Origin of the sequence: Sulfitobacter sp. TMED3, assembly GCF_002167505.1 — a bacterium.
Taxonomy (GTDB): domain Bacteria; phylum Pseudomonadota; class Alphaproteobacteria; order Rhodobacterales; family Rhodobacteraceae; genus Sulfitobacter; species Sulfitobacter pontiacus.
The window spans coordinates 1-22,177 of record NZ_NHBI01000052.1 but is presented as its reverse complement, the minus strand read 5'-3'; the positions used below and the strand labels follow the sequence as shown (position 1 = coordinate 22,177).

The following is a 22,177-nucleotide window of genomic DNA, read 5'->3' as shown; positions in this document are numbered from 1 at the left end:
CGTTACTGCCCCTTTCCTGTTGCGATGCCTACGGCTGACCGGATGTCTGCGGCGCTTGCGCGGGCCCACCGTGCGGCGACATGCTGGTCCGGGCGGATCAGGTAGATGCCGCAGGGCGCGTCGCCGAGGTAGCGTGCCGCAATGGCTCCGTTGGGATCGTCGGTTTGCGTGTTCAGCGTGACGGTGTTTACCGTGACCCCGCCAACCTCGGCCAGCGCGGGCGGGTCGGTATTGATCGCCAGAACGGTGAATACGCCGCCCACCACATCCAGCAAGAAGCCGTCCCTCAAGGGCGCGTCGCTGCAGGTGGCGCCAACACGGCTTGTCGCGGGGCCATTCAGCGCATCGGGGCCGTTCAGTGACAGCCCGTCATAGACACATGGCACGGACAAACGACCGGAATTCACCAGGGGCCGTGCAAAGGGGTGACGGTGTGCGAGGTTCAATACCGCATTGCGGAAAATCTTGCTCATCTCTGTTTTGGGGGTAAGGAAATCCGTTGCGCGGGTGGAATTCAGGATATTCTCGTCAGCGCCGTGGACCCGCTCTTGCGAATAGCTGTCGAGCAGGCGGTCGGGTGCCAAGCCCTTGATCACCAGATCAAGTTTCCACGCTAGATTGTCCGCGTCCTGCACGCCAGAGTTGGCCCCCCGCGCCCCAAAGGGGGATACCTGATGCGCGCTGTCGCCCGCAAAGAGCACCCTGCCGTGTCGAAACTTTTCCATACGCCGACATTGGAACGTGTAGATCGAGGTCCATTCGAGCTCGTATTCCGCCCCCTCGCCCAACATGGCATCCACGCGGGCGCGAATATTCTCGGGCTTCAGTTCCTTGGCGCGGTCAATGTCCCACCCCAGTTGGAAATCGATCCGCCAGATATCGTCGGGCTGCTTGTGTAAAAGCGCCGACGCGCCGCTGTCTTTGAAGGGCGGCTCGAACCAGAACCAGCGTTCGGTCGGGAAATCGGCCTTCATCTTCACATCAGCGATCAGGAAATTATCCTCGAACACGCGACCCTCAAAGCTCAGGCCCAGCATCTCGCGCGTGGGAGACCGTGCGCCATCGCAAGCGACCAGCCAGTCGGCCTCAAGCTGGTAGGGGCCGTCGGGTGTGTTGATATCCAGCACCACGTGATCGCCCCGCGGTGTCACCCCCGTGACCGCGTTGCGCCCGCGGATTTCAATGGGCGCGCCGTCACATTGCGCCACACGGATTTCATCCACGAGGTATTTCTCGAAATAGGGCTGTTGCAGGTTGATAAACGCCGGAGCCTTATGGCCGTCTTCGGGTTGCAGGTTGAATTCGAACACCCTTTCATCGCCATGAAACACCTTGCCGACGTTCCACTGAACGCCCTTGTCGATCATCGCTTTGCCCGCGCCAAGGCGGTCGCAGATCTCGAGCGTGCGTTTGGCAAAACAGATGGCGCGACTGCCCTGCCCGACACCTTCATGATCATCCAATACCACAACAGGCGTGCCCTTGCGCCCAAGATCAAGCGCCAGCGCCATCCCGATGGGCCCGCCCCCGACGATCACCACAGGGTGACGCCGGGGGGCAAGATCCTGATCCGCACCCTTTTCGTAAGGGTATAGTTTGAACGCGATGTCATACCGGACGTCGACCATGGTTTGCCCTCCCAGACCCGGCCTTAGCCCTGCAACTGCGCCCACATTTCCAGATCGCGCTTGTCGGTCCAGATACGCGGATGCCAGATGCCGCGGGCCTCGTCGAAGGCGCGGCTGACGTTGAACGGCAGGCAGTGCTCGTAGATCGCGTAATCCTTGAACTTCGGGTCGCATTCCGCGCGCACCGCATCCCATGCCTCTTTCAACGTGCCGCCTTTCATGGCGACCCGCTGCGCTGGCTTGAAGGTGCTTTCGACGAAATCACGCGTGCTTTCAATCGCACGCTCAACGGCGTCCTTGCCGATCAAGGCGCCCCCCCGACCCGGTGCGATCGCATCCACGTCATAGGCCTTGATGTTATCGAGCGTTTGCCCCCAGTCGCCGAAGTATCCGTCGCCGCAATAGCAGGCCGAATGGTCCTCAACGATATCGCCCGTGAACATGACGTTCTGATCCGGCACATGGATCACCGCATCACCCGCCGTATGGGCGCGGCCGATGTGTTTGATATCAACACGACGTTTGCCCAGATAGACGGTCATGCTGTCGCTGAATGTGGTGGTCGGGTAAGTCAGACCGGGAATTGATTCATGCCCCTCGAACAATCGGGGAAAGCGTTGGAATTCGCTGTCCCAATCTTCCTGTCCGCGTTCCTCGACCATCGCGCGGGCAACGTCGGACATGATGATCTGCTGTGCCCCATAGGCAGAGGCCCCCAACACGCGCACCGCGTGGTAGTGGGTCAGCACCACGTGGCTGATCGGCTTGTCGGTGACTTCGCGCACCTTCTCGATGACCTTATTGGCCAGACGCGGCGTCGCCTGTGCCTCTACAATCATGACGCTGTCATCGCCAATGATCACGCCCGAATTCGGGTCGCCTTCCGCGGTGAAGGCCCACAGGCCCTCGCCGACTTCGTCGAAGGTGACTTTCTTTTCTGTCATATCCCCTTGGGATGCGAATGCTTTTGCCATGGTTCTGGTCCTTTTACTTTGGGGAATTTGTTGCGGATCGAACGGTGCTTTGGCACCTGCCCAACCTCATCTGATACCCGTCACGCCCTGCGGCACCGCGCCGGGTCAACGTTGTGCTTTCACCGGCCGGAGTCCGCTTCATTTCTTGCCCGGTGTCCCGTCGAATTTCTTTTCGATGTCCGCCCAGCAATCGATGTAATCATCCTGCAAGGGGGCTTCCTGTCCGGCAAATTTCGTGAGTTGCTGCGGGAAGCGGGTCTCGAACATGAACGACATGGTATTGTCGAGCTTTTGGGCCGTCAGCTCTGCGTTGGAGGCCCCCTCGAAGGCATTACGATCAGGCCCGTGCGGCAGCATCATATTGTGCAAGCTGATTCCGCCGGGAATAAAGCCTTTGGGCTTCGCGTCATACTGGCCGTAGATATTACCCATCAATTCGGACATGATATTCTTGTGATACCACGGCGGGCGGAACGTATCTTCCGCCACCATCCAGCGTTCCCGGAACAAGACAAAGTCGATATTCGCCGTCCCTTCGACACCGGAGGGCGCGGTGAGAACGGTAAAGATCGACGGGTCAGGATGGTCGAACAGCACCGCCCCCACGGGGCAATAGGTGCGCAGGTCATATTTCACCGGCGCGTAGTTCCCGTGCCATGCCACCACATCAAGCGGTGACTGCCCGATCTTGGTTTCATGAAACTCCCCACACCATTTCACCGTCACGGTAGAGGGGACTTCGCGGTCTTCAAACGCGGCAACGGGTGCTTTGAAATCGCGCGGGTTGGCCATGCAGTTGGCCCCGATCGGCCCACGATTAGGCAGCTCGAACTTTTGGCCGTAGTTCTCGCAGACGAACCCACGGCACGGCCCTTCAAGCACTTCGACACGGTAGACCAGCCCCCGCGGGATGATCGCGATTTCCTGCGGCGCGATATCTATGATCCCCAGTTCAGTGGAAAACCGAAGACGCCCTTCCTGCGGGACGATCAGCATCTCGCTGTCGGCAGAGTAGAAATACGCATCAACCATGGAGGCATTCACAAGATACACATGGGTCGCCATGCCGACCTGCGTATGGACATCCCCCGCCGTCGTCATCGTGCGCATCCCCGTCAGCCATGTCAGCGGCGTCTCTGTGTGCGGCAGCGGATCCCAGCGATATTGCCCAAGGCTCGTGACGTCCGCGACGATGTTGGGCGCGGATTTCCAAAGGGGCAGATCGATCTTGTGATACCGGTGCGAGTGTTTGACCGACGGGCGAATGCGGTAGCACCAGGTACGTTCGTTCTGATGGCTTGGCGCCGTAAAGGCGGTCCCGCTAAGCTGCTCACCATAAAGCCCGTAGTTGCATTTTTGCGGGCTGTTCATCCCTTGCGGCAAGGCATCCGGCAGCGCCTCTGTCTCGAAATCATTCCCGAAGCCCGGCATATATCCGGCGTTGGCCCCGGGAAGAGACGGGGCTTGGGTCATACGGGTCGGATGTTTTTCGACAGTCATACTCGGCTCCTCGCGTTCCACTAGCGATTGCCTAAAGGTTGCATTTGTAACTAACAACTGGTTTTTTTGGGGGGCGGTGTGAGGTGGTTTGGGGGATGGGTAAAACATCTGGCGTCAGTTCCGCCGCGCCAATGTCGGCCCCACTACAACCGCCGGACACGTCCCGAACAGATAACGGCACCTTAGCACGGCATCCTTGCGAAAACCGTTCTGGACTTCACAACGCCTGTGCGCATTATCTACCGTTTGGTCTATGCAACGCCCAAAGCGCATATTGGAGAAGAATATATGAAAACGATAGTTCTCGCTGTTTTCAGCCTACAGGGCGGTGGTGCAGAGCGCGTTGTTCAGACCTTGGCCCGCACTATGAATGCCATGGGCCACCAAGCACATATCGTTGTTTTTAAAGACGACATCGATCACGATCTCGACCCTGAGGTGCCAATTCACAGGTTTCCATATCGGCTTTGGCGTTCACTGCCACGCAAAATCCGGGGAAAAGTCGCGGCCATGGCTTTCGACAGATTTGTCAAAAAACATATAGGTGTGCCTGACCTCGTTCTCTCTAATCTGTTCCCAGTTGATCTTGTCCTCTCGCACAGCCAACTGCCGAATGTTCACTTTGTCATGCACAGCACTGCGTCACATGAATATGCACTGGGGGGCCAGCAAGACGCGGAGCTGGAAAAACTGCGCCGCATCTACAGCGGAAAAAAATGTATCTGCGTTAGCAAGGGCGTCGAAGAGGACATGCAGGCGCTGTTTGGGCAGTCGATCGAGACGCGCACAATCTATAACCCGGTTGAACCGGCGTTGATCCAACGGCAGGCCGGTGAACCGGTGCCGCCCCGGAAGGACTATATCGTCAACGTAGGCAAGTTCAAAAAAGCCAAGCGCCACGACCGTCTGCTAAATGCATATGCGCAGGCTAAGACCCCGTATGACCTGCTGCTCGTCGGGACCGGCCCCTTGCTGGAAGACACCAAGGCGTTGGCGCAGTCTTTGGGCATCGCGGACCGCGTGCATTTTGTGGGCTTCCAGAAAAACCCGTTCCCGTTGATCAANGCGGCAAAATTCATGGTTGTATCGTCGGAATATGAAGGGCTGAACATGACNATCCTCGAAGCGATTGTCCTTGGTGTCCCCGTCATCAGCACGGATTGCCCCTCGGGGCCGGCTGAAATACTGCCCACACCAAATCTCGTGTCACCACCCGACAATATCGAAGCGCTTTCAGCCCGAATGACGGAAGCNTCAGACAACCCGGAGCGTTTCAGGATCGATTTCCCCGAAAAGTTCGATGCCAAGGCCGTGACCCGCGCTTATATGAGCCTGAGCGCTTGATGGATATGCCCGGAAATATTCGACGACAAGATGTACTGATGACCTTGAGGCGCAATGTTCGGCACTCAACATGATCAGGCGATACATAGCTTTCATAGCCCGGTCACAAGTTGTTGCGCCTGAAAGTGGGGAATGCCTCGTGAACACTAGATATTTGGACTCAAAGAGTGATCTTGACCAACAACCTGAAGTCGTATCCTAAGGNGTACNTAACAATATCTGGTCCGNTCAAGGTTTTGGCCACACAAGNGCAAACTGGAACAAGTAGAGGTACTGGATACTGTCCAGTTGTAAATAACGAGGAACTCTGTGGATACTTACCTGATCAACCTAGAGCGGCGCCCTGACCGACTGTCGGAGGTTTCGCGAAAGATGGCTGAACTAGGGTTGCCATTCAAAATCTTCCGCGCCGTCGATGGCCATGACGATGATGCTAAGCTCCCAGATTTGAATAGACATCTATTTGTGATCAATCAGAAAAAGCAGCCCGTGCGCGGTGAAATTGCTTGCGCAGCCTCGCACATCGCCGTTTGGCGGCAGTTTCTTGAAACAGACGAAGAATATGCACTGATCCTTGAAGATGATATTGATATCGCACCGGATTTGGAGATGGTTCAGAAGCAAATGCCCGGCCTTGGCCTGGATTTCTTGAATCTCTCCTCTAACGCGCCTTACACNTNCACGCTGGANGAANAGACACTCAGTCAANTTGCGAACGACGCAGTTAGANCACGCCCAACGGTGNTTGAACGGTCACGGCGTCGCCTATGGCGCAGGCTTGAATGGCGTAGNCGTTGGCGGATTTTNCACCTTCATCCGCTCCCCAACGGCCATGTGGCGTGTGAATGTGATCCGGCACCGNNACTGGGAAGCGGNTACATCGTTTCNCGTCGTGCGGCAGAGGCGTTTCTGCAGACCACCGAGCACCTCTTCTTTCCGATCGATCTCGTTTGGCGGCANGCCCCGGGCATGCTGCGGCAGGGCTTTTTAGCCCGACCTATTGTGACGCAAACTGANAAGGACNCCGATATTCCGGGGCGCTTTGACCAAGGNAAGATGGCGCTGAAATACCGGCTTCTCAGACCCTTCCTAAAAAGCCGAAGACTACGTCGGCGGTTTGATGTACTGCGTCTTTACGGAGTGTTGCGCCACTAACCCGATAGGAAAAGCGAGACCAATGCGAAANAAACCCGGACGGCTTAGACGGTTTTTATCCCTCAACCAGCATCGCAAACGCTGGGGGGCGCGCAGGCATGCGACGGCGGAACATGATCTAGCCGAGCTCAAGGCGACGATGATTGACGCGGGCGATCCGGTTCAGACGCGAGGGTCAGCGAAATCCATCGACCTGCATCTGCAAAATCTAAGGACGGAATTTTCGGGGCAGTCTGCGCTGCTGCTTTATCATGCAGAGTTGATCGTGCTGATCCGGCGCGACCACAACCTGGCTGAAACCTACCAAAAATTCCGCACCCTGTGGATGGCCGAAGGGGACTTCCTGCGGGAGAAACTGAATATCCGCTGGCTTGTCTCAGCCACCGACACATTTGCGNCCCATGANAGCGATATGGCGGTGCGCGCGGTTGCCATGATGACAAGCGCGGTCGTCAACACAGTTAAAATGTACGAAAGTGAACGGTATCTNACGGATACCTTGGNCACCACGATGACTCCTACGCATGTCGAGGATGTTCAACACCGGCTCATTCCGCTTTTCGAAGGCATGTCCTGCTTTACCGTCGGAACGGATGACACCCTGCGCAATATGGTCTGGAGGATGGAACCGTTTATGGCNCTTGATCCCGTCGGGCCCATTTTCCAGGAAATCTGGGCGCGGCTTCAGATCAATGACACCGCATTTGCGCGCTTCAAGGCACAGCACAAACGCGATAAAACAAGCTGGTGGGACGAGGCTTAGCGCCGCGGCTCTTGNGGGGCCGTATAAAACTCGGCGGGTGACAACGATATCTCGCGGCGTTCGGCATCCANGGCNTGCANCAAGGCTTGCATGCCCATGCGAAGTTGGGCGGCGATGCGGCGCAGCTTGAACCTCGCGGTGGTTGGCTGCCGTGTCGGCACACCGGCCCCGATCAGCGAATGTGTCTTAAGCCCGACAGCAACGCCGTAAGCCTCCGCTTGGTCGATCTGGATCGCGCAGGCCGGTTCGACCTGATAGCTCTTAAGCTCGTAAGCACCACAGATCATCGCATCGGCAAGTGCTGCCTGTGTCTTTGCACGCTGCAACAGTTTTGCCGCCCCTGACGGCCATAGCACATATGCGGCGGCNCCGCTGCGATCCTGNTAGAGACGGCGCATAACGTGGTCGTCTGTCAGCGGTTGTGCGTCTTTGGCGACAATCTTCCGACGCTGGCGTACCTCAAGCGTCAGATGGTCGACATCCACCAACCCGCGACAGGACTTGAGCAATNCCTGCGTCGCACGAGAAAGCACGACATCNTCCTCAAGGATCAACGCAGGNTCCTCCAAAGCCGCAACACGTTCCCATGCNGCGACGTGGCTCAGAAAACANGCTTTCTCGGTTTCCTTAAGGGGGCGTTGCCAACTGGCCCAATAGGCCGCGNTATGCGATCCGCTCTGCGCATCGGGGGTAACGGCTTCGAGCCGTTGATAGGGTAGACCTAGCGCATCCATCTGTTGCGCCATAAAGGCCATACGGTCCCGAGCCGAAGCGACGTTGATGATGATCGACAGTATGAGGAGCCCCTCCGGACAGATNGCGTGCGACTACCGGCTTCTATCAACAGTCACCTCACACGGCAATCTAAGATGATTATTCTCGCCCCTCGTGATCCTTATGGGGCCGAGGGCGGGAGCGGCCATCAGATCCGCTGCGGCGTGGTAGGCTGTGACGCGCGTCCTAAGCCCAGCTCTACCCCTCTTCACCTTCAACACTTATGTCATCCTCCAGCAAGATACGCGCGGCATCGCCTTCCAGGTCTTCGTACTGACCACTGCGTAANGTCCACAGACAGGCGATCAGCCCTACTGCGCCGAGGCATACGGAAACGGGGATGAGGACAATCAGAATATTCATCGNCGCAGCGCATTCAGGACGACAAGGATGGAGGACGAAGACATGACCGCCGCCGCCATCAGCGGTGTGGCAAAGCCCATGACCGCGACCGGGATCGCCACGCAGTTATAGGCGNCGGCGAGNGCGAGGTTCTGCTTGATGCGGTTGCGCGCCCGACGTGCCAGCCTCAGGGTCTGCGCGACCGTGCCGAGAGTGCCCTCCAGAATGACACCGTCCGAGGCGACCCTTGCCGCGTCCAGCGCTGAACCGGGGGCGAGCGATGCATATGCGGCGGCAAGCGCTGCGGTGTCATTCAGCCCGTCACCCACCATCAGCACCCGCCTGCCCTGTTCGGACATGCCACGCACCAGATCGACTTTCTCGTGCGGCAAGACACCGGCATGTATCTGATCAATCCCAAGCTTTGCGGCAAGGGTGGCGGCGCGGGCCGGTGTGTCTCCGGTGACCATCGCGACCTGCCACCCGCCGGCGCGAAGCGCGGCGATCAACGCGGCGGTGCCGGGGCGCGGCGTCTCGGTCAGCGGCAGGGGGATGCACCGATCGGGCAGATGAAGCTCGGGCCCGTCCTCTCCGCGCACCAGCCCCACGGGCATACCATTCCAAAGGGCGGTGACCCCCTTCCCTGCGACCTCGACCACGTCGCGCAAGTCGGCAGGAGCCTGCCCCGCAAGGGACGCCGCCAGCGCACGGGACGCGGGGTGGTGCGACGCTTGGGCCAAGCTCAAGGCAACTGACGCGGCGTCGGGATCAAGCGCGGGAAGAACAGCCACCCCTTCGGTCAGCGTGCCGGTTTTGTCAAAAACGACCGTGTCGATGTCAGCCAGCCGTTCCAGCGCCGTGGGCGATTTCAGCAGCACGCCCGCGCGGAACAGCCGCCCCGTCATCGCCGCCGTCACTGCCGGAATGGCAAGCGCCAAGGCGCAGGGGCAGGTAATGATCAACGTTGCGGTGGCCACCGCAATGGCGTGATGCAGATCCCCCGTCAGTGCCCACCAGATCGCGAAAGCCACCGCGGCCAAACCATGCACCACCGGCGCATAAAGCCGTGCGGCGCGGTCCGCGATCCCGCTGTAGCGGTGCTTGCCGGTCTCTGCGACCTCGACGAGCGCCGCCAAACGGCGCAGGGTGCTGTCTTCGGCACGATGCGTGGCCCGCAATGTCAGCGGTGCGCCAAGGATCACTTCGCCCGCGCAAACCAGATCCCCTGCCGCCAAAGCGACGGGGTCCGCCTCTCCGGTCAGGGCAGAGCGGTCCACCATTGCGGCGGTTTCAGCTATGCCGTCCACAGGCGCACGAGCCCCTGCGGCCAGCGCGATCCGGTCGTCTGGCATCAGCACGGCGACATCCACGGTTTCGCGCCCTGTCGCGGTCAGTCGGGTGGCGCGCGGCAGCTCCAGCGCCGTCAGCTCTGCTGCGGCAGAACGCGCCGTCGCCCGCGCGCGGTGTTCAAGATACCGCCCCACCAGCAAGAAAAACGTCAAAGACAGCGCGGCATCAAACCACGTATGCGCCCCGCGGGCCGCAAAGGTTTCATAAAGCGATGTCGCAGCGGCCAGCAGGATCGCCAGCGCAATGGGGACATCCATGTTCATCCGCCCCGCCCGCAAGGCCCCCCATGCCGAGGCAAAGAAAGGCACTGCAGAAAACGCGAGGGCGGGCAGTGCTATCGCGGCCGAGACCCAGTGGAACATCACCCGTGTCACATCTCCGGCCCCCGACCAGACCGCGACAGAGATCGCCATCACATTCATCATCGCAAAGCCCGCCACCGCAGCACGGGCCAGCAGGCGCCGCCCCGCGTCGTCATTGGCGGGGCGCAGGGCGGTCGCGTCCAGTTCATGCGCGTCAAAGCCTGCGTCGTTCAAGGCCTGAAGGGCGGTGCTGGCGTCACACCCGGGGGCGAGCACAAGGCGAACCCGCTTGGCGCTCAGGTTTACTCTGGCCGCTTTCACAGACGGCAGCTTGGCCAAAACCCCTTCGACCCCAGCAATACAGGCGGCACAGCGGATCTGCGGCAGCGCAAGGTAGACTGCCGCCTCGGTATCGGGCACGCCCTTCCTCGCGGTGTCGACCGATGGGGCCAGCGCGATACAGCCCGGACAGGCAGCGACAGTCATCGCAGGCCCCGCAGCGGGATGCGGCGCCGAAAGAGCGTGCCGTCAGCGGCCCGCATCTCTATCCGGAGGTTCCAGTTGCCGGGGCCCGACGTGACGGGGGCGACCCATGCGGTGCCGTCCCAGCTGAATTCCGGCGTGATGTCATCCGCTACCGTTGTTGCGCGTCCCAATGTGGCAAAGATGATCTCGGGCCTTACCACGCGATTGCCCGCATCTGTCACAGAGAGCGTAAGCGTCGTGTCGGTCAGCTCCGTCCGCACGGTCCAGCCCAAAGCTTCCTGTGCAGCGCGGTCGGTGTCGAAGTTCTGCGAGGCGACATAGCTCGACTCGGTCTCTTTGCCGGGGAAAGTCCGCACCGCGTTGAACGCCAGCGCCAGGTTCACCGAGATGATAATAGAAAAGCCGCCGATAAACATCGCCAGCACGTGCCAGCCGGTTAGCGGGCGTTCAGTCTGTACTGCGCTCATCAGATCCTTCCTTTCCGTTGAAAATTGTATTGCCGTAGGCCCGCTCGCCCGAGGTGACATCTTCGACCCAAAGGCGCAGATCACTGCGCTGCGCGCGGGCGGCGGGGGTCTGCGGAGGGGCGATCACATAGACGCGTTGCAACCGGCTGGTGTCAGCGGGCACGTTGACCACGGCGTTACTTGCGCCCTCTACCGCCAGTTCCAAGGGGCTGTCGGCCACCAGCGACACTCTGAAATCCCGCGCTTCGGTGTGTTTGTTGCGCAGGCGGATGTCATAGGCGTTGCGGATGGACCCGTCCGACAGGGTGACAAAGGTCGGGTTGCGCACCGGCGCGATGGTCATGTCGATTTCGGGCCGGATGAAAAGTGCTACGACCAGCGCCACACCGATGGCGGCCCATGCCGTCGTGTACACAATCGTGCGGAGTCGAAATATATGCTGCCAAAGCGGCTTGGGCTGCCACGGGGGCAACGTGGCACCAGCAACGTCACCGGCGGGGGCTTCGGCATACCCCGCGACTACGGCGCTTTGTTGCGGGGCGGTTGGCGGTTCGTCATCCAGTGCGAGATAGTCGATCAGCCCCCGTGGCCGCCCGATCTTGGCCATCACATCGTCACAGGCGTCGATGCAGAGGGCGCAGGTAATACACTCCATCTGTTGACCCTCGCGGATATCGATCCCCATCGGGCAGACGGCGACACAGGCGTTGCAATCGATACAATCCCCCAGCATGTCGCCGCTGCGCGACTGGCGGTCTCCGGCAGAGTTTATATCCAGCGCGGCACCATAGCGCGCCACGGCATCGCCGCTCCCAATCGCGGCGGCGGCGGCTTGCTGGCGTTTCACTCCACCCTTCCCGCGCGGCTCCCCCCGCCATTTGCGGTAGCCGACCGTCAGCGTGCCGGGGTCCATCATCGCGCCTTGGATGCGGGGCCAGGGGCACATGTAAATGCAGATCTGTTCGCGCATGAAGCCGCCAAAGATAAAGGTCGTGGCCGTCAGTACGGCGACGGTGGCATAGGCCACGGGCGCGGCTTGCAGGGTTACGAGGTCGCGCGCCAGTGTGGGCGCATCGGCAAAGTAAAAGACCCAAGCCCCGCCCGTCGCCACCGCGATCAGCAGCCAGACCGCCCATTTCGCCCCCCGCAACCGCGCCTTGCGCAGGCTCCACGGCGCATTGTGCAGGCGGATACGCGCGTTACGGTCGCCCTCGATCCAGCGCTCCACAGTCATGAAGAGGTCAGACCAGACGGTTTGCGGGCAGGCATAGCCACACCAGACCCGCCCCAAGGCAGAGGTAAACAGGAACAGCCCCAGCCCCGCCATGATCAGCAACCCGGCGACGAAATAGAACTCATGCGGCCAGATCTCGATCCAGAAGAAATGGAAACGGCGGTTCGCAAGATCGACCAGAACCGCTTGATCCGGCAGGTTCGGCCCGCGGTCCCAACGGAGCCACGGGGTGACGTAATAGACCCCCAGCGTGAGGATCAGGATCACCCATTTCAGCCGGCGAAAGAACCCGTTGACCCGGCGGGGGAAGATCGGCTCGCGCGCGGCGAAAAGCGGGGGGGCGGCGTTGGACATGGGCGGGGGGCTCCGGGGTTACGTCTTGCGGCCTACACCCGTGGGGCGCAGGCCGCTTTGATCTGCATCAAACAACAGGTCTTGTCGTGCGGCGGCTCAGTCAGCAGGCGTATCTTGGGCGGTGTCCATCGCGGCCTCCCCCCCGCCCAGACCGTGCACGTAGGCCGTTACAGCGCGCACATCGGCTTCGCCCAAACGCGCCTGCCACGGCGGCATGACCCCCATGCGCGGCGTTTTCAGCTGTTGGATGATCGCCTCGTGACTGCCGCCGCGCAGCCAGATCGCATCGGCAAGGTTTGGCGCGCCGATCTCGCGATCCCCAAGGCCCGTTTCACCGTGGCACGCGCTGCAATTCGTGGCGAAGATATCCGCACCCGCTTGGGCCGCTACCTCGTCATGCGCGAGCCCCGAAAGGCTGCGCACGAAATGGGCCGTGGCGTCCAGTTCCGCAGCGCCCAGCCAGTCAAAGGACGGCATCTGCGACACCCGCGCGTCGGCGTCATCCTCGTTGCGGATGCCGTGGCGCACGGTATAGGCGATCTCGGCCATCGTACCGCCCCAAAGCCAGTCGTCGTCCAGAAGGTTCGGGTAGCCCGAGGCCACCACACCCCCTGCCCCCGCGCCATGACATTGCGAACAATTCGCCGCAAAGACCGAACGCCCCGCCTGCACGGCGAAACGGTGCAGTTCTTCGTTGTCTTTCAGAACCCCCATATCGACGTTGATCAGGCTTTCCGTCAGATCGGCATTCGACAGATCGACACGCGCGATCTCGGCCGCGACCTCGCCACGGGTGGAATAGCCCAACAGCCCCGCCGTCGCCCCCGAAACCATCGGCCACGCGGGATAGAGGATGGTATAGATCACGCCCCAAACGATGGTGGCGTAGAATGTCCAAAGCCACCACCGCGGCAGGGGTGTGTTCAGCTCTTCAATACCATCCCAGCTGTGGCCCGTGGTTTCGGTGCCGGTGGTGGGGTCGATCTTGCGGTTGTCGGTCATTGGCGGGCTCCGTCTTGGCGGGCTTGGTCGGGGTCATCGTTGCGAAACGGCACATCCGCCGCGTCATCATGCAGCGCGCGCGATCCGGGGCGATAGGCCCAAGCAATGACCCCCAGAAAGATCAGCGTCAGGATCAGCAAGGCCCAGCTGTCGGCCAGTTCACGCAGGAAGGAATAGGTGTCCATGGCGGGCTCCTCAGCGGGTGGCATCGGGCACAAAGGTCGAGAAATCGACCAACGTCCCGAGCATTTGCAGATAGGCGATCAGGGCGTCCATCTCGCTGACACCGGGCTGCCCGTCAAAGTCGCGCACCTGCGCACCGGGGTAGCGGTCAAGCAGCGCGTCATAATCCCCCATCGGGTCAACCTGCATGCGGAAATCTCCGCTCGCGCTGGCGATCATCTCGTCGGTGTAGGGCACGCCAACCATGCGGTGGGTTGCCAGCAGATCGGTCACATCCTCGCTTTCCAGCTTGGCTTCCATCAGAAAGGCGTATTTCGGCATCACGCTTTCGGGCACGACCGACTGCGGGTCCATCAGGTGATCCACGTGCCACTCGTCCGAATAGCGCCCACCGACCCGCGCCAGATCCGGCCCCGTGCGCTTGGAGCCCCATTGAAACGGGTGGTCATACATGGATTCGGCGGCGAGGCTGTAATGGCCATAACGCTCCGTCTCGTCGCGCATGGGGCGGATCATCTGGCTGTGGCAGACATAGCAGCCCTCGCGCACGTAGATCTCGCGCCCCGCCAGTTCCAGCGGCGAATAGGGGCGCATGCCTTCGACCTTCTCGATCGTGTTTTCCAGCCAGAACAGCGGCGCGATTTCGATGATGCCGCCAATGCTCACCACCCCGAGAGAGGCGATCAGCAGCAGCGTCGCATTGCGTTCAAACCGCTGGTGAAAGGTGATCGTCTGCGTCTCGGGCGGCAGCTCGTTGGGGATTTTGCCCTTTTTCATCCCTTCGCTGGTGGTCACCACCTTGGGATCGTCAGCGGGGTCATAGTTGGGGCTTTGGGGGTTCTTGGCCATTGATCTTACTCCGCTGGCAGGGCGACGGTGACGGGGCGGGCTTGCGGGGCGCGGATGGTCATCCACATGTTCCAGACCATCACCGCACCCCCCGCGAGGTAGAGCACCCCGCCCAGACCACGGACCACATACATCAGGAATTTGGCTTCGACGGTGTCGGCAAAGCTGTTGACGAGGAAGCCGTTGGCATCGACCTCGCGCCACATCAGCCCCTCCATAATGCCCGAAACCCACATCGACGCCGCGTAAAGAACGATGCCCACGGTCGCGAGCCAGAAGTGCAGGTTGATCGCCGACAGCGAATGCATCTGCGCCCGCCCCCAAAGCCGCGGTGTCAGGAAGTACAGCGCGCCGAAGGTGATCAGCCCGTTCCAGCCAAGCGCACCGGAATGCACGTGCCCGATGGTCCAGTCGGTGTAGTGGCTAAGGCTGTTCACCGCGCGGATCGACATCATCGGCCCCTCGAAGGTCGACATCCCGTAGAAGGCGAGCGAGGCGACAAACATGCGGATGATCGGATCGGTGCGGATCTTGTCCCATGCGCCTTCGAGCGTCATCAGACCGTTGATCATGCCGCCCCAACTGGGCATCCACAGGATGATCGAGAACACCATCCCCAGCGTCGCCGCCCAATCGGGCAAGGCGGTATAGTGCAGGTGGTGCGGACCCGCCCAGATATACAGAAAGATCAGCGCCCAGAAGTGGATGATCGACAGTTTGTAGCTATAGACCGGACGGCCCGCCTGTTTCGGCACAAAGTAGTACATCATGCCCAGAAAACCGGCGGTCAGGAAGAAGCCCACGGCGTTATGCCCGTACCACCACTGAGTCATCGCATCCTGCACGCCCGCAAAGACCTGCACCGATTTGGAGCCCCAGATCGACACCGGAATGGCGAGGTTGTTGACCACATGCAGCATGGCCACGGTGATGATGAAGGCCAGAAAGAACCAGTTCGCCACATAGATATGCCGCTCGCGCCGGTTCAGGATCGTACCGAAGAACACGGCGAGGTAGGTCAGCCAGACGATGGTCAGCCAGATGTCGACATACCATTCTGGCTCGGCATATTCCTTCGATTGGGTCGCCCCCAGCAGATAGCCCGTCGCTGCCAGCACGATGAACAACTGATAGCCCCAGAAAACAAACCAAGCGGCGTTGCCGCCCCAAAGCCGTGCCGCCGACGTGCGTTGCACGATGTAAAAAGAAGAGGCGATCAGGGCATTGCCGCCGAAGGCGAAGATCACCGCGCTGGTGTGCAGCGGACGCAGACGGCCAAAGTTGGCATAGGGTTGCGCCCATTCGATATTCAGCGCGGGAAACGCGAGTTGAAAGGCGATGTATGTCCCCGCAAGGAACCCGACAACACCCCAGAACGCCGTGGCAATCACGCCATAGCGGATCGGCCCGTCCATATAGCCCTGCGGCGCAGGCGCGTGGGGCGCGGCGACACCGTCGACCGGCATATTGCGCAGTTGCCAGAAGAACAGACCGGCGGCGATCACCATGATCAGCAGCGCATGGACCATATAGGCCGGATCCCGCGCCCAATCGGCCGCCAAAGCTGCGAAAAACACAATGAGCGCAAGCACGACCAACTTGAGCGTATCGAACATATCCCGAATCCCCTTTATTTCGGGACACGGTTCTCATGGCGGCAGGGGCGGCGCCTTGATCTAGATCAAATGCGGCACGGGCTTGGCGGCAATTCTGCGGATCAATCTATCGGCGGGTGCGCGCGCTCTGTCAGACCAGCCCCAGATCATTGCGCGAGATAATGGCACCCTTATGCCTGATCACCTGCCCCGCACATCTCTGCGCGGCCGATATGGCGTCCTCGGTGGGCAAGCCGCGCAGAAGGCACGCAATATAGGCACCGTTAAAGGAATCTCCGGCGGCGGTTGTATCGATAATGTCGGTGACCGGCGCCACGGGGAAAGCCGTCAACTGGCCGTCCTGCAGGTGGATCGTATCCGCAGGCCCGTTCTTGACCACAACATGCCCGGCCCCCAGATCGGCATAACGTTTCGCGCTGTCCTGCGGGGTCCGGTCACCAAAGGCCGTTGTTTCATCGTCGAAACTTGGCAGTACAAGATCGCTCAGCCCCGCGGCACGCGATATGACATCAAGCATCCGGTCTTTATCCGCCCAGAGGTGAGGCCGGATATTCGGATCAAACGCCAAAAGCCCGCCTTGCTTTTTATGCTCTACCAAACCGGCCAGGAGTGTCTCTAGGTCGTCGGGCGGCAGGATCGCCAGCGTGATGCCCGAGAAATAGACCACATCCGCCCCTGCCACATCGCCCCAAAGCGGGCCGGGGNGGCGCACCATCATCTGCGCCGCCGATGTATCGCGCCAATANGTAAANCTGCGCTCTGCCCCGTTCAGCTGGATCGTATACAGACCGGGGCGCCGNTCGGCGATGCGCGGCGTCTGCGCNCAGCGGATNCCGCCCGACCGGATAAAGGCCAGCATCTGGTCCGACATAGGGTCCGTGCCAACAGCGGTGTGNAAGGCGACATCCGCATCATCGGCGGAATGCGCCCGCGCGTACCACAGGGCGTTGAACACATCGCCGGAAAATCGTTGCCGCCAAAGNTCNTCGCCCGCCGACGACANTTCGATCATACATTCGCCGATGCCAAGAAGTGAGGTCATTGCACCTGCCTTGCGTGTTTTGATCCGGTGTCTGAATGNTCCAGCGCGGCCAAGGCNCCTCTGAGCTCCGCCAATCCTTTGAGCCGCCCCAGATAGGAATAGCCCGGATTTGTTTTCTGCTGCTGTTCGAATGCCAGCAGGTGACCGTGATCCGGNCGCATGGGGATAGCGCGGGCGGGCTGCCCCTGTTCTGCCGCGCGCANNGCCGCGAGGACCGCAATCATATCGGTGCTCCCCCCAAGCGCTGCGGCTTCATGAAAGCTNCCATCCCCCTCGCGCTGCACATTGCGCAAATGGGCAAAGTGGATATGCGCGCCAAAGCGGCGGGCCATGTCCGGCAGATCATTATCCGCACGGGCCCCNAGTGANCCNGTNCANAANGTCAGCCCGTTCGCAGCNCTCGGCACCGCATCAAGAATAAACGCCAGATCCTGCGCGGTCGAAACGCAGCGCGGCAAACCGAAAAGCGGGAACGGCGGATCATCGGGATGGATGGCAAGCCGCNCCCCCAAGGCCTCTGCCTCTGGCACGACGACGCTCAGGAACGCGGCCAGATTGGCTTGAAGGTCGCGGTGCGACAGGGANGCGAAACTTTCNATGCCCGCCAGCAGATCCGCCCGCGTAAACCCTTTCGCGCTNCCGGGGAGCCCGGCGATGATATTCGCCTCTAACGCGGCGATCTCGGNCTTTGTCATATGNCCCCACCGCATCTGCGCTGCGGCCAGCAGATCGGGGGCGTGGTCGGCCTGAGCGTTCGGGCGCGCAAGAATATGCACGTCGAACACCACGAAATCCACCATGTCAAANCGCANGGCCTGCCCCTGCCCGTCGATCTCGAAGCGCAGATCGGTGCGGGTCCAGTCCAGCAGCGGCATGAAGTTGTAGCAGATCGTCTGGACGCCCGCGCGCGCCAGATTGCGCATCGTCTCGATCCATGCCGCGATCTCTGCCGTGGCACCGGCACCCTTCAGCTTGATCGCATCCGGCATCCAGATCGACTCGCATACATCCCAGCTCAGGCCCGCCTCCTCGATCCGCGCCTGAAGGGCGGTGATATCCCTTAGCGGCCAGACCTCGCCGGGGNCGTAGTCGTGCAAAGCGGTCACAATGCCCGACGCGCCGGCCTGCTTGATATGGGTAAGCGTGACCGGATCAGTGGGGCCAAACCAGCGCCATGTTTCTTTCATNGGNTATCCTNTTCNNTCAGANGNCTGNGCCGNCAGGGTNATTGGAANGACATCGGCATNAGCGTGCGNGGCANCCACANNGCGATCTGCGGNAAGAGAATGACCAGCAACAAGATCACCAGCATCGGGGCCAGAATGATGCAGACATCCCGCAGCACCTTGACCACATTCATCCCCCCGATCGACGCAGAGATCAGCAGACACAAGCCGTAAGGCGGCGTNACCANACCAAAGGCCAGCGAGATGATCCCGATNATCGCAAAGGCCACCGGATCAATCCCCGCCGCNCGCGCCACGGGCAAAAGCACCGTACCCAGAATGATAATGGTCGGGATGGCATCGATGAACAGACCGAAAAACAGGAACAGCGCCGCGATGATCAGCGACGTGCCNATNACGCCAAGCTCATGCGCGGTCAGCACGTCCACGATCAAACGCGGCACGTTGTAGAACGCCAGCATCCAGCCAAAAGCCGAAGCCGTTCCGATCGCAAAAAGCGAGATCGACGCAAAACGGCCCGTGTCATAGAAGATGCCGCCAAGATCNCGCACCGACACGGTACGATAGACGAAAACCCCAAGGATCAACGCATAGCCCGCCGCNATGATCGCGCTTTCGGTGGGGGTCACAATGCCCCCCACGATGCCGCCGATCACCAGAACCGGGGTCAGCATCGCCAGNGCCGCGCCTTTGAACGCCGACCAGAANTGCGCGAATGTGGGCCGCAGGGTGACGGGGTAGTCGTATTTCTTGGCATAGCCATAGACCGTCGCCATCAGGGCAAAACCGATCAGCAAGCCGGGAATGGCCCCCGCCAGAAACAGCGCGCCGACCGAAATCTGCATGACCCCGCCCCAGACCACCATGAGGATACTGGGNGGAATGATCACCCCCATCACGGACGAACAGGCCGTGATCGCGATGGCAAAACGGGTGTCATAGCCTTCTTTGACCATCGCGGGGATCAGGATCTTGCCGCAGCCCGCCGCATCTGCCGTGGACGACCCCGAGATACCGGCAAACAGCATCGACACGGCGACATTCACATGCCCCAANCCNCCGGGCATCCAGCCGGTCAGCACGCGGGCAAAATCAATCAGCTTTTGCGTGATCAACCCCGAATTCATCAGGTTCGCCGCCAACAGAAAGAACGGCACGGCAAGCAGGATGAACGAGTTATACGACTGGAACATCCGGTCGATGACGATGAAGGGCGTCAGCCGGATATCCAGCATCACAATCGGGATAGTCGCGATACCCAAGGCAAAGGCGACCGGCACCCGCAACGCCACCAGCAGGATGAACCCGCCCACAAGAATAAGACAGGCAAGGCCCGTTGAAACGATCATGATACGGCCCGCCCCTCTGTGCGGTAGACCGCAAATGCTTGATACAAACGGTAAAGGGCAAAGACCGCCCAAAGCACNCCGGCGATCGGGACAGAGATATGCGTGAACATCAGATTTGCCCGCATCATGACCGACGTCTGGTTGCCCCCGAATTTGGCGTAATCAATGCCGTACCATGCGAACAACAGCGCAAACCCCGCGACCAGCCCAAGCACTAGCGCTTGCTGCAAGAACGCCAGCAGCGGATGCTTGGCGCCGGGGATGACCTGAACATCGAAATGCGTCCCCTCCCACACCGCCAGGGCAGACCCGAGCATCACAACCCATACAAAGATGAACGTGGCCAGCTCTTCGGTCCATAGGTAGACGGGGATCACCCCGGTGTAGCGCGCAATGACCTGCAGGCCGACGGGGATCGCCAGTGAAAACATCAGCACCCCCACAACGAAGCGGAGCAAGGATGCGAGCAGTTCCAGACCACGCAGGATCATGTGCTTACCGATCAACTTGAGTGAAAATAAAATCCCCCTCGGGTCACAAGAACCCAAGGGGGGCATCCGCAGGGATTACTTGGCGCGAACCGCTTCAAGCAGCTCCGATGCACCGATCTCGGCGGCATAGGCATCCTGCACCGGCTTGACCATTTCCAGCATCTTGTCGCGGTTTTCGAATTCGGACACGGTCAGCTGACCCGCATCGACCATCTCTTGCAGTTTTACGCCGTCCTCGCGCGATTCCAGCTCGCGGCCATAGGCCCCTGCCTCTTCGCCCGCTTCAAGCACGACGGCCTGCAGGTCTGCTGGCAGGCTGTTGAAGGTCTTGCCGCTCATCACGATGGGGCGCACGGTGATCGAATGGCGCGTCAACGTCAGGTTCGGGGCCACCTCGTAGAACTTGAGGTTCTGAATGCTCGCGGCCTCGTTCTCGAACCCTGCGATGACGCCGGTCTGGATGGCGTTGTAAACCTCGTTATAGGCAATCGCCGACGGGGCCGCTGTCAACGCCTGGAAGATCTGCGCCTGGATCGGCGCGCCCATGACCCGCATCTTGTGGCCCTTTAGATCATCAAAGGTCACGACAGGGTTTTTGGACAGCAGATTGCGCGTGCCCCCGCCGGTGTAGCCCACGATCTTGATATCGGCTTTCTCCAGCAGCTCGTCCTCCAGCGGCGCAAGCACATCGCTGGACAGGACCGCATTCCAGTGGTCCAGATCGCGGAACAGGAACGGCATGTCCATCAGCGGAATGGACGGGGCGAACTTGGCCATATTGGACGGCGCAAGGATCGTATAGTCAATCGCCACACCCTGGTTCAGGAAGGTGACGTAATCGCTTTCGACGCCAAGCTCGCCGTTCAGACGTAAGTCAAACGTCACATCGCCGTCATATTTCTCGTCGACCAGTTCCTCGAATTTACGCAGGGTTTTGGTAAAGGCATGTTCCTCGTCGAACATGCTGGCCCCCCGCAGAACCGTCTCGGCCTGCGCGGTGGCTGTAAAGAGCGTCGCAGCAACGGCGGCACCCGAAACAAGCTGTGCTGTCTTGGTAAAAAATGACATGGTAGTCCTCCCTGATTGTTGCCTGACCAGATACGTGCCTGACCAGATTCTCCCTGACGTGAAATATGTCGTTAGTATTTGTAATGCGTCAAGTTTATTTGTAATTATTTGTATACCTCAAGTTTATCAGCGGCTTACCCCCCCAAGCGCCGCTGCCCCGCACAGGGTCAAACGACCGGCAGCAGCTCTGCCGGCAGGTCTTGGTAGCAGACAGGGCGCAGGAAACGGCGGATCGCCAGCGTCCCGACCGAGGTCGCGCCAAAGTTGGTCGACGCGGGATAGGGCCCGCCGTGGACCATCGCGCCGCTGACTTCCACGCCCGTGGGAAAGCCGTTGGCCAATATCCGCCCCGCCTTACGCTCTAGCACCGGCATCAGGGCCTTGGCGGCAGCAGTATCGCCTGCATCCATTTGCAACGTGCAGGTCAGCTGCCCGTCCAGACCTTTGGCAACCGCGGCCATCTCATCCGCATCGGCCACACGCACGATAATGCCAAGCGGCCCGAAGACCTCATGCGCCAGCGCGTCGCTGTTCAGCCAATCGGTGCCAGAGACCTCGAAGACAGCGGGGGTGACACGGCGCGCCTCGCCCCGATCGGAAGAGACGAGCGTGCGCGTACACCCCGCGCGCGCGATACGATCACGGCCGTCGAAATAGGCATCGGCGATCCCCGCCGTCAGCGTTGTTTGGACAGGGCTTTCGTGCAACGCGGCGACC

The 22,177-nt window shown here is 60.6% G+C and carries 20 protein-coding genes; 2 read left to right on the top strand and 18 right to left on the bottom strand.

All coding sequences use genetic code 11. The features are described from left to right. Positions 1 to 2: 2 nt before the first annotated feature. The 3 genes from CBB63_RS13200 to hmgA form a co-directional block, all read right to left on the bottom strand. Positions 3 to 1,628, bottom strand: a complete 1,626-nt coding sequence (locus CBB63_RS13200) for an FAD-dependent oxidoreductase (RefSeq protein ID WP_286699478.1) — start codon at positions 1,626 to 1,628, stop codon at positions 3 to 5. Positions 1,629 to 1,651: 23 nt separating this feature from the next. Then, on the bottom strand, positions 1,652 to 2,602 hold the full coding sequence (locus CBB63_RS13195; protein WP_005848911.1) for an MBL fold metallo-hydrolase: 951 nt from the start codon (positions 2,600 to 2,602) through the stop codon (positions 1,652 to 1,654). A gap of 138 nt (positions 2,603 to 2,740) precedes the next feature. Beyond that, positions 2,741 to 4,102: a homogentisate 1,2-dioxygenase gene (gene hmgA / locus CBB63_RS13190; protein ID WP_353744270.1), complete on the bottom strand. Its 1,362-nt coding sequence runs from the start codon at positions 4,100 to 4,102 to the stop codon at positions 2,741 to 2,743. Positions 4,103 to 4,390: 288 nt separating this feature from the next. Between hmgA and CBB63_RS13185 the strand changes: the two genes are divergently transcribed. Continuing rightward, positions 4,391 to 5,446, top strand: a complete 1,056-nt coding sequence (locus tag CBB63_RS13185; RefSeq protein ID WP_286699477.1) for a glycosyltransferase — start codon at positions 4,391 to 4,393, stop codon at positions 5,444 to 5,446. Positions 5,447 to 5,755: 309 nt separating this feature from the next. Then, on the top strand, positions 5,756 to 6,601 hold the full coding sequence (locus CBB63_RS13180; protein ID WP_286699476.1) for a glycosyltransferase family 25 protein: 846 nt from the start codon (positions 5,756 to 5,758) through the stop codon (positions 6,599 to 6,601). Between the two features lie 759 nt (positions 6,602 to 7,360). On the opposite strand, the gene CBB63_RS13170 is transcribed toward CBB63_RS13180, so the two are convergent. The 15 genes from CBB63_RS13170 to CBB63_RS13100 all read right to left on the bottom strand — a co-directional run. Next, positions 7,361 to 8,146 carry a glycosyltransferase family 25 protein gene (locus CBB63_RS13170; protein WP_286699495.1) on the bottom strand — a complete coding sequence of 262 codons (786 nt, stop codon included), beginning with the start codon at positions 8,144 to 8,146 and terminating at the stop codon, positions 7,361 to 7,363. A 190-nt stretch (positions 8,147 to 8,336) separates the two neighbouring features. Next, complete coding sequence (gene ccoS / locus CBB63_RS13165; protein WP_286699474.1) at positions 8,337 to 8,501, bottom strand: cbb3-type cytochrome oxidase assembly protein CcoS; 165 nt, start codon at positions 8,499 to 8,501, stop codon at positions 8,337 to 8,339. After that, entirely contained in the window at positions 8,498 to 10,618 is a 2,121-nt protein-coding gene (locus CBB63_RS13160; protein WP_286699473.1) for a heavy metal translocating P-type ATPase, read from the bottom strand. The genes ccoS and CBB63_RS13160 overlap by 4 nt, the downstream gene beginning before the upstream one ends. Continuing rightward, positions 10,615 to 11,085: a FixH family protein gene (locus CBB63_RS13155; RefSeq protein ID WP_286699472.1), complete on the bottom strand. Its 471-nt coding sequence runs from the start codon at positions 11,083 to 11,085 to the stop codon at positions 10,615 to 10,617. Before CBB63_RS13155 ends, CBB63_RS13160 begins: the two co-directional genes overlap by 4 nt. Then, positions 11,066 to 12,673: a cytochrome c oxidase accessory protein CcoG gene (ccoG, locus tag CBB63_RS13150; protein ID WP_286699471.1), complete on the bottom strand. Its 1,608-nt coding sequence runs from the start codon at positions 12,671 to 12,673 to the stop codon at positions 11,066 to 11,068. The genes CBB63_RS13155 and ccoG overlap by 20 nt, the downstream gene beginning before the upstream one ends. A 96-nt stretch (positions 12,674 to 12,769) precedes the next feature. Continuing rightward, complete coding sequence (gene ccoP / locus CBB63_RS13145; RefSeq protein ID WP_286699470.1) at positions 12,770 to 13,675, bottom strand: cytochrome-c oxidase, cbb3-type subunit III; 906 nt, start codon at positions 13,673 to 13,675, stop codon at positions 12,770 to 12,772. Then, on the bottom strand, positions 13,672 to 13,860 hold the full coding sequence (locus CBB63_RS13140) for a CcoQ/FixQ family Cbb3-type cytochrome c oxidase assembly chaperone (protein ID WP_005848929.1): 189 nt from the start codon (positions 13,858 to 13,860) through the stop codon (positions 13,672 to 13,674). The genes ccoP and CBB63_RS13140 overlap by 4 nt, the downstream gene beginning before the upstream one ends. A 10-nt stretch (positions 13,861 to 13,870) precedes the next feature. Then, positions 13,871 to 14,707, bottom strand: coding sequence for a cytochrome-c oxidase, cbb3-type subunit II (gene ccoO / locus CBB63_RS13135; protein WP_286699469.1), 837 nt, complete (start codon positions 14,705 to 14,707; stop codon positions 13,871 to 13,873). A 5-nt stretch (positions 14,708 to 14,712) separates the two neighbouring features. Then, positions 14,713 to 16,323: a cytochrome-c oxidase, cbb3-type subunit I gene (gene ccoN / locus CBB63_RS13130; protein WP_005848932.1), complete on the bottom strand. Its 1,611-nt coding sequence runs from the start codon at positions 16,321 to 16,323 to the stop codon at positions 14,713 to 14,715. A gap of 130 nt (positions 16,324 to 16,453) precedes the next feature. Next, positions 16,454 to 17,335 (bottom strand): sugar kinase, encoded by an 882-nt coding sequence (locus CBB63_RS13125; RefSeq protein WP_502695936.1) that lies wholly within the window; start codon positions 17,333 to 17,335, stop codon positions 16,454 to 16,456. 26 nt (positions 17,336 to 17,361) lie between these two features. Then, positions 17,362 to 18,552: a mannonate dehydratase gene (gene uxuA / locus CBB63_RS13120; RefSeq protein WP_286699467.1), complete on the bottom strand. Its 1,191-nt coding sequence runs from the start codon at positions 18,550 to 18,552 to the stop codon at positions 17,362 to 17,364. After that, the gene (locus CBB63_RS13115) at positions 18,549 to 19,901 is read right to left on the bottom strand and encodes a TRAP transporter large permease (RefSeq protein WP_286699466.1); all 1,353 of its coding nucleotides are present in this window, start codon (positions 19,899 to 19,901) and stop codon (positions 18,549 to 18,551) included. Before CBB63_RS13115 ends, uxuA begins: the two co-directional genes overlap by 4 nt. Beyond that, the gene (locus CBB63_RS13110; protein WP_502695935.1) at positions 19,898 to 20,332 is read right to left on the bottom strand and encodes a TRAP transporter small permease; all 435 of its coding nucleotides are present in this window, start codon (positions 20,330 to 20,332) and stop codon (positions 19,898 to 19,900) included. The genes CBB63_RS13115 and CBB63_RS13110 overlap by 4 nt, the downstream gene beginning before the upstream one ends. 135 nt (positions 20,333 to 20,467) lie before the next feature. Next, positions 20,468 to 21,460: a TRAP transporter substrate-binding protein gene (locus tag CBB63_RS13105; RefSeq protein WP_286699465.1), complete on the bottom strand. Its 993-nt coding sequence runs from the start codon at positions 21,458 to 21,460 to the stop codon at positions 20,468 to 20,470. A gap of 167 nt (positions 21,461 to 21,627) precedes the next feature. Next, on the bottom strand, positions 21,628 to 22,177 hold a 550-nt coding region (locus CBB63_RS13100; RefSeq protein WP_502695934.1), incomplete at its 5' end, for an aldehyde dehydrogenase family protein.

Coding starts and splice junctions, on each gene's coding strand:
- CBB63_RS13200 (WP_286699478.1), bottom strand. CDS start 1,628: ATGGTCGACGTCCGGTATGACATCGCGTTCAAACTATACCCTTACGAA.
- CBB63_RS13195 (WP_005848911.1), bottom strand. CDS start 2,602: ATGGCAAAAGCATTCGCATCCCAAGGGGATATGACAGAAAAGAAAGTC.
- hmgA (WP_353744270.1), bottom strand. CDS start 4,102: ATGACTGTCGAAAAACATCCGACCCGTATGACCCAAGCCCCGTCTCTT.
- CBB63_RS13155 (WP_286699472.1), bottom strand. CDS start 11,085: ATGAGCGCAGTACAGACTGAACGCCCGCTAACCGGCTGGCACGTGCTG.
- ccoG (WP_286699471.1), bottom strand. CDS start 12,673: ATGTCCAACGCCGCCCCCCCGCTTTTCGCCGCGCGCGAGCCGATCTTC.
- ccoP (WP_286699470.1), bottom strand. CDS start 13,675: ATGACCGACAACCGCAAGATCGACCCCACCACCGGCACCGAAACCACG.
- CBB63_RS13140 (WP_005848929.1), bottom strand. CDS start 13,860: ATGGACACCTATTCCTTCCTGCGTGAACTGGCCGACAGCTGGGCCTTG.
- ccoO (WP_286699469.1), bottom strand. CDS start 14,707: ATGGCCAAGAACCCCCAAAGCCCCAACTATGACCCCGCTGACGATCCC.
- ccoN (WP_005848932.1), bottom strand. CDS start 16,323: ATGTTCGATACGCTCAAGTTGGTCGTGCTTGCGCTCATTGTGTTTTTC.
- CBB63_RS13105 (WP_286699465.1), bottom strand. CDS start 21,460: ATGTCATTTTTTACCAAGACAGCACAGCTTGTTTCGGGTGCCGCCGTT.